This window comes from Seonamhaeicola marinus (assembly GCF_008085455.1).
In genome coordinates this window covers 1-649 of record NZ_VSDQ01000029.1, presented here as the reverse complement: position 1 = coordinate 649, position 649 = coordinate 1, and the positions used below count along the sequence as shown (strand labels likewise).

Here is a 649-nt window from a genome sequence, read left to right as displayed (position 1 = left end):
TTAATACTAAATAGTATGTCAAAATTTGGGGAACTTATAGACGTAGAAATTCCGGTATTACTAGAATTCTATACAAACTGGAATGATCAATCAACATCAATGCAATTGGTGTTAAGAGACGTAGCCGCTGCCCTAGGAGATAAAGCTAAAGTAATTAAAATTGATGTTGAAAAAAACGAAGAACTTGCCGAAGCTTTACGCGTAAAAACGCTGCCTACACTAATTATATATAAAGATGGCGAAATGAAATGGCGCCAAAGTGGTGAGTTAGATGCCAACACATTAATTGGTATAATACAAAATTACATATAATAGNGGGCTTTACGCACTACACGGTAGTTTGCTTCAATCCCTAACGCGGGCAAATCATGTAATTTCACACAAAAAATTAAATAGAAGAAGTGTTTAATTGAGCGCTTTAAAACTATAGCCTTTTTTGCTAAAATGTTCTAAAACTTTAGGTAAGGCAAACATCATGTTTTTTTTAGCCTTCTCACTATCATGAAATACAATAATACTACCTGTTTTAGCTTTTTTAATAACGTTGTTTAAGCACTGTTGTTTTTTTATGTTTTTATCCCAATCAAAAGATAAAACATCCCACATAACAATATTAAAACCTAAAGCACGTAGCTTTTTACCTTGCAAT

1 protein-coding gene and 1 pseudogene are annotated in these 649 nt (G+C 32.4%); one reads left to right on the top strand and one right to left on the bottom strand.

The window, feature by feature from the left end:
* The first annotated feature begins 15 nt into the window (after positions 1-15).
* Positions 16-312 (top strand): thioredoxin family protein, encoded by a 297-nt coding sequence (locus tag FUA24_RS00205; protein WP_147138281.1) that lies wholly within the window; start codon positions 16-18, stop codon positions 310-312.
* Between the two features lie 93 nt (positions 313-405).
* On the opposite strand, the pseudogene FUA24_RS24880 reads toward FUA24_RS00205, so the two are convergent.
* Positions 406-649, bottom strand: a pseudogene (locus tag FUA24_RS24880) (polysaccharide deacetylase family protein); the annotation flags it as partial.

What these genes read in the sequence shown, in the direction of transcription:
- FUA24_RS00205 (WP_147138281.1), top strand. Translation starts at nt 16, where the DNA reads ATGTCAAAATTTGGGGAACTTATAGACGTAGAAATTCCGGTATTACTA.